Raw genomic sequence first — 6096 nt, forward strand, 5'->3', positions numbered from 1 at the left:
GATAGTTACAGCATAACTGCGCTTGCTGGCTGGGGGAAGATCCGCCTGATCCGGTACCTCAGGCGCATGCGGTGCGTTTCGAGCCATGCGCCGTCCTTGGTCTGCCAGCGGTTGATGATGTCGTTCATGGCCGGAGGATTGGCCGCTATTTTCTTTCCTCGGTCGCAGGTTCCGGAGCAATGACGTCACGAATCGCTGTCTTCAGCTCGCTGCGGTCGAGATGGACGAGCAGCAGCAGACCGGCGCGAACGAGCTCTTCCTTGCTGGCCGAGACGCCCTTGCGCGCCAGTTGTTTTTTCAGCTTGGAGAGCTCGAGGAATTCGCTGCGCGTCAGGCGCACCTTGCAGCGAACCGTCCTTGCGGTTTTCTTTCCTTTTTTCTGGTCCGGCATCTCGCCGGTTTTTCCGGCCAGCCTTTTCAGTTTGAGTGCATGTGTTGCGGCGGCAATCGGATCATCGCCGGGAGGAGGGGCTAATGCTGACATTCAAATCTCCGTGACAGGAAGAAGTAACAGGTTCAGGGTTCGACAGCGATCCTATGTGCCGAAGGATGGCAGTTGTCCCGCTGCGGGTGAGGTTCGAGGAGGGGATTAGAGTGGATCGAAACGACGCAGAGATTATGTGACCGCTTTGTGACGGATTGATGACAGACTGTCTTTGCCGCCAACGGCGACCCGCCAAGGAACATTCAAAAAAACAGGTTGCGGAATTTGGCTAGGGCGTGTCATCCATTGAGTTACTTTGAAATTACTGAAAGCCGGCCGGCGACCATGCCGACCAGTTCGATGACGTTGCTGGCGCCGGACTTGGCCATGATGTGGGCGCGGTGGGTCTCGACCGTGCGCTCGCTGATGCCAAGGTCGGCGGCGATCACCTTGTTGCGCTTGCCAAGGATGATCGCGGCCAGGATTTCCTGTTCGCGCGGGGTCAGGGATTCTTGCCAGCCGTCGTCCGGCGCCGATGGCGCGGTTGCTGCCGCTCGCCTTTCGTCGGCCAGGCGCATGGCGGCGTTGACCCGCTCGATCAGGTGCTGGACGTTGAAGGGTTTTTCGAGAAAGTCGAAAGCGCCAAGGCGCATGGCCCGCACTGCGGTCGGCACGTCGGCATAGCCGGAAAGAAAGATCACCGGGATCTCGGGATTGCGCTTCCGCAACCAGTCATGGACTTCCGGTCCGGTGATGCGCGGCATGCGGATGTCGAGCAGCACGCAGTCGGTGTTGCCGGGGCGCCAGCGGCGCATGAAGTCCTCGCCGGACGAGTATTCCTCGGTGACCAGCCGGACGCTGGCCAGCACTTCCTGCAGGAAACCACGAACCTGCGCATCGTCATCGACGATGCAGATGGACCGGTTCGCAGGATTTGCGGCCATGGGCGTGATCTACGGATTTCAGGGTGCAATGATGACAGAGTGCGCTATTCTACCGATGATTGGCAATCCTGCAGAGAATGACCGAAAAATGGCTTGACCGATGCATCAGACCCGCCGAACACTGCCAGTTGACCCTGCGGTCTGTCGTGCCTGCCGGCAGGGCTGCGCCTGATGGGTGCGTATCGGTCGCGGCGATACTGCCTGGAGTGGGGGTTGCTGACCGTCGCCCTGCTGCTGCTCGGTGGCCCGAACGCCTGGTCGCTGCTGCAGCAGTATCGGTCTGTCGAGCAGGAAGAAGGAGATCGCCTGCAGGTTGCGGCACGTCAGCTCGCTGACCTGATGGTACGGCATCTGCCTCCGGATGATTTCCGTGCCTTGATGGCGCTGGTGCGTTACGCGCCGGACCTGCGGGTGTCGGTGCAGGCGGGCGGCGAGCGGTTCGAGTGGGTAGCGGCCAGGTCGGATGGCGGTGGATGGGAGGCCGCGGGTGCGACGACGTTCCTTCCGAGTCAGCACGAGAGCGGGCAGACGGCCTCGTTGCTGAGCGGTGTGTACGATGCGAACGGTCAAGAGCTGCTGGTGGCGGTACGCGCGCTGCCGGCCGGCAGCATCGATGCAACCCTGCTGGTCGGCGTCGCCCGGCCGCGCGCCACGATCCATGCCAACTGGCACCGCATGGCGACCTGGCATCTCGGGCTGTTTCTGGCCACGCTGCTGTCGTCGGTATTTGCCCTGTCTGCAGTGCAGCGCCGGCAACGGCGTCTCGATGTCCTGCGCGCAGAGCGTCATGCCGAGCAGCGGGCGGCTGCCGAGCGTCTGCGGCTGGCGACCGACCTGGCTGGTCTGGGAGTGTGGGAATATGATCCGGTCGGTGGGCGCCTGCACTGGGATGCGTCGATCTACGCGCTGTACGGCATCGACCCGGCCGTGGCGGCCGTGACCACCTGCAAGGACTGGTGCAAGCACATCCTGCCCGAGGATCTGCCGGCCGCGGAAGCCGCGCTGCAGGCGTCGATCCGCGGACGCCATCAGCTCCGGGTGGATTTCCGGATTCGCCGCGGTGATGGGCAGATCCGCATGATCAGGGCGCTGGCGCAGCCGCTTTTCGCGATCGATGGTTCGCCTCTGTCGGTGATCGGCATCAACCAGGATGTGACCGATCGCATCGAGGCCGAGCGCGCGCAGGACGAACTCAGGAACCGCCTCGCCAGGGCGGCACGCATGGAGATTCTGGGGACGATGGCTGCCGGCATTGTGCATGACTTCAACAATATCCTGGTCGCCATTCTCGGTTTTTCCGGGCTGGGCAGGACAGTGGTACGCGCTGCCGGCGTTTCCGGGCGCGTGGCCTCGTATTTCGAGGAGATCGAAACCGCCGGCGAACGCGCCAGGGATTTGGTGCAGCAGTTGCTGGTCTTCTCGCGCGGCGGCACGCTCCATGTTTCGGTGGTATCGGTGGCCGATGAGGCGCGCGCAGTGGTCGATCTGCTCGCTTCATCCTTCCCGACAGGCGTGACCTTGTCGATGCACATCGACGACGATCTGCCGGCGCTCGACATCGATCGCTCACACCTGTATCGGATCCTGGTCAATCTCTGCCTGAACGCCCGCAGTGCGATGACCGGGCCGGGCGAGGTACGCATTTTGGCGCACCGCGTAAGCGTCGATCCGGTCGGGGTCTGTGCTTCCTGCCATGCCGAGTTTGCCGGCGAGTTCGTGCGCGTTGCAGTCAGCGACGAGGGCTGCGGTATCCCGCAGGCGATTCACGATCGCATTTTCGAGCCTTTCTTCACCACCCGCGAACCGGGCATGGGAGCAGGCATGGGGTTGGCCGTCGTGCACGGTCTGGTGCACCTCTATCAAGGGCATGTGCAGATGCAGAGCGTACCGGGGCAGGGAAGCACCCTGGCGATCCTGTGGCCGCGCAGCATGTGGCACGCCGAGGCGGCGAGCGAAGAATCGCCTGCCGGTGCCGCCGCCGACTGAAGGTCCTCATGCGCCGGGCGACGGTCGCAGCCAGCGCCTGACGACTTCGAGCAGCGCCGCCATTCTGAAGGGTTTGGCGATGAAGTCGTTCATTCCGGCGGCTCGGCAGCGATCCTGGACTTCTTTGACGACGTTGCCGGTGAGGGCCAGGATCGGCACCTGCGCGTGCTTCGGCTGTTGGCGAATCCGGCGCGTCGCCTCGAATCCGTCCATGATCGGCATCTGCAGGTCCATCAGGATCAGAGCGTAAGCTCCCCTGCCGGCAAGTTCGACCGCGGTCGCGCCATTGGTCGCGCAGTCGGCAAGCAGGCCAATGTTTTCCAGGATCGCGACCATCACCTCGCGGTTGATCGGCTCGTCGTCAACGATCAGGATACGTCCTTCCGGGGGCGCCTGTTGCGCCCCCGTGTCCACCCCCGCGGTCGCCGTCGCGGTGTCGCCGCCGGCCCTCTCGGGCGCCTTCTGCAGACAGGCCGTGAACCAGAAGGTGCTGCCCGCCCCCTCGGTACTGTCAACCCCGACGCTGCCACCCATCCTCTCGGCGATCTGTTTGACGATGGCGAGGCCGAGACCGGTCCCGCCATGCACTCGGGTCATCGAATCATCGGCTTGCTCGAAGTGCCGGAAGAGTCGCCCGAGCGAGCTGGCGGCAATGCCGATGCCGGTATCGCGGACCTCGAAGCGCAGCATGAGGTGGTTCTTGCTTTCTTGCTGGCGGTGGACGCTGACCCGGATGCTGCCCTGTGAGGTGAACCGGATCGCGTTGCTGACGTAATTGAGCAGGGCTTGCCGAAGGCGTGTCGGGTCGCCGAGCAGTGGGCCGGGCAGGGGCTGGCAATCGCACGATAGCGTGAGGCCCTTTTGCCGGGCGCGATCCGTGCTCATTTCGACGACGCTGGTGACAATACGGGCCACATGGCAAGGGACTTCTTCGAGAACCAGCTTGCCGGCCTCGATCTTCGAGAAGTCGAGTACGTTGTCGATGAGGCTCAGCAGGTGTTGCGCAGCGCTGTGCAACTTGTCCATCCGCTCTGCCTGTGGGGTGCTGAGACCGTCCTGTTTCATCAATTCGGCAAAGCCGAGAATGGCCGTCATCGGGGTGCGGATCTCGTGACTCATGTTGGCCAGGAAAGCGCTCTTCGCCCGGTTGGCGGACCTCGCCATCTGCGTCGCGATGGCCAGTTGCCGGGTACGTTCGGCGACGTGCGCCTCGAGGCTCTCGTTCATTCGGCGCAGCCGGGCTTCCGCCTCCTTGCTCTCGGTGATGTCGAGGTGGGTGCCGAACATGTGCAGTGGCCGGCCGTCGGCACTCCAGTCCATGACCTTGCCGCGGTCACGAATCCATACCCAGTGGCCGTCCCGGTGGCGCATCCGGCACTCGCAGTCGTAGGCGGGCAATTCGCCGGCAAAGTGTCGGCGCAGCAGGGTGTTGGATTTTTCGAGGTCGTCCGGATGCGCGAAGCGGAACCAGGTGGCGATGCTCAGTGGCGAAATCTCCGCCAGCGTGTAGCCGATGATCCCGGCCCAGCGTTCGTTGAAGAGCACTGCGCCGGTCTGAACGTTCCATTCCCAGGTGCCCACGTCGGTACCGGCGATCAGGTTGGCCAGGCGCTGGCGCTCGGTGCGCAAGGCGTCGGCCAGGTTTCGGCTGGTGCTGATGTCTTGGTGCACGACGACGCAGCCGCCGCGGCCGGATCGCAAGGGATCGACGCGCATCCGGAAGCAGCGCTCCTGGTTCGCTGCCTGGCAGGGGTATTCAAGCTCAAAGTAATCGCTGCGCCCGGCCAGTACCGCGGCAATGCCGGTCCAGGCGGCCAGGGCTTCGGCCGCCCAGGGGTTGGCGACCAACGGGTCGGCGGCGGCAAGACAGATCGCCAGGTAATCGGTACCGATCGGATGAGCGAGCAGCGTCTCGCCGCCGTTTTCTGCCGCGAATCGCAACCACGCCTGATTGACTGCAACGATTTTCCCGTCGCCGTCGAGGACCGCGACGTGTGCGCTCAACGAATCGAGGATGGCGGCATTGAATGCTTCACTCGCACGCAGCGCCGCCTCGGTCTGGCATCGCTCGGTGGTGTCGCGCAGCAATGCCGTGAATAGCTTCTGCCCGTCCACCTCGACCTGCGAAATCGACGCTTCGAGCGGGAATTCCTCGCCATTGCCACGGAGGCCAAGAACTTGATAGGTTCTTCCCATCGGCCGCGACGTGACCGGACTGGTGGCGAACTTCCCGACATGAATGCGATGTGCCGTCTGGAAACGTTCTGGAATGAAACGGTCGAGCAGGCTCCCGATGGCCTCGGCAACCGGACAGTCAAACATTTTTTCGGCGGCGGCGTTGAACAGGATGATACGGTAAGATTCGTCGATGGTCACGATCGCATCGAGGGTTGTGTCGATGATCCTGGCCAGCCTTTGTTCCCCGTCAATCATGGTGTGCTCCCATGCCCGCTCCGCTGCGAAGCGCTGTTCCCGATCGGCGAACCTTCAGCCGAATGCGCAGCATATCATTCGCCGCCGGTGGCGGGATGAGGCCTGACCCTGATGCCGATACCACTTCATCCGGCGGCGCAGCGCCTGGCCGTCGGCTGCGGCGATGAACCCGCCGCGCCGCCGTGCCCTGGTCGCCGCGCTCGCCGGCGGCGCGCTTGCCTTGTCGGGCGTCGTTGCGCAGCCCTGGCGAGCCTGGTTCAATCGCTGCCAGGCGCGGTTGCCGGCAGCCGTTGCGGCCGGCGAGTGGGA

4 protein-coding genes are annotated in these 6096 nt (G+C 63.9%); 1 reads left to right on the plus strand and 3 read right to left on the minus strand.

Annotation, left to right across the window (positions count from 1 at the left end; all coding sequences use genetic code 11):
• Positions 1-145 precede the first annotated feature (145 nt).
• Both CAPSK01_RS12390 and CAPSK01_RS12395 read right to left on the minus strand, forming a co-directional pair.
• Complete coding sequence (locus CAPSK01_RS12390) at positions 146-484, minus strand: hypothetical protein (protein ID WP_034926988.1); 339 nt, start codon at positions 482-484, stop codon at positions 146-148.
• A 251-nt stretch (positions 485-735) separates the two neighbouring features.
• Positions 736-1368 (minus strand): response regulator, encoded by a 633-nt coding sequence (locus CAPSK01_RS12395; protein WP_034926991.1) that lies wholly within the window; start codon positions 1366-1368, stop codon positions 736-738.
• Between the two features lie 213 nt (positions 1369-1581).
• Between CAPSK01_RS12395 and CAPSK01_RS22845 the strand changes: the two genes are divergently transcribed.
• Positions 1582-3354, plus strand: coding sequence for an ATP-binding protein (locus CAPSK01_RS22845; protein ID WP_273703603.1), 1773 nt, complete (start codon positions 1582-1584; stop codon positions 3352-3354).
• A 6-nt stretch (positions 3355-3360) separates the two neighbouring features.
• Here CAPSK01_RS22845 and CAPSK01_RS22850 read toward each other — a convergent pair whose 3' ends face one another.
• The gene (locus CAPSK01_RS22850; protein ID WP_273703604.1) at positions 3361-5787 is read right to left on the minus strand and encodes a PAS domain S-box protein; all 2427 of its coding nucleotides are present in this window, start codon (positions 5785-5787) and stop codon (positions 3361-3363) included.
• Positions 5788-6096: the final 309 nt, after the last annotated feature.

Origin of the sequence: Candidatus Accumulibacter vicinus (assembly GCF_000584955.1) — a bacterium.
Lineage (GTDB): Bacteria > Pseudomonadota > Gammaproteobacteria > Burkholderiales > Rhodocyclaceae > Accumulibacter > Accumulibacter vicinus.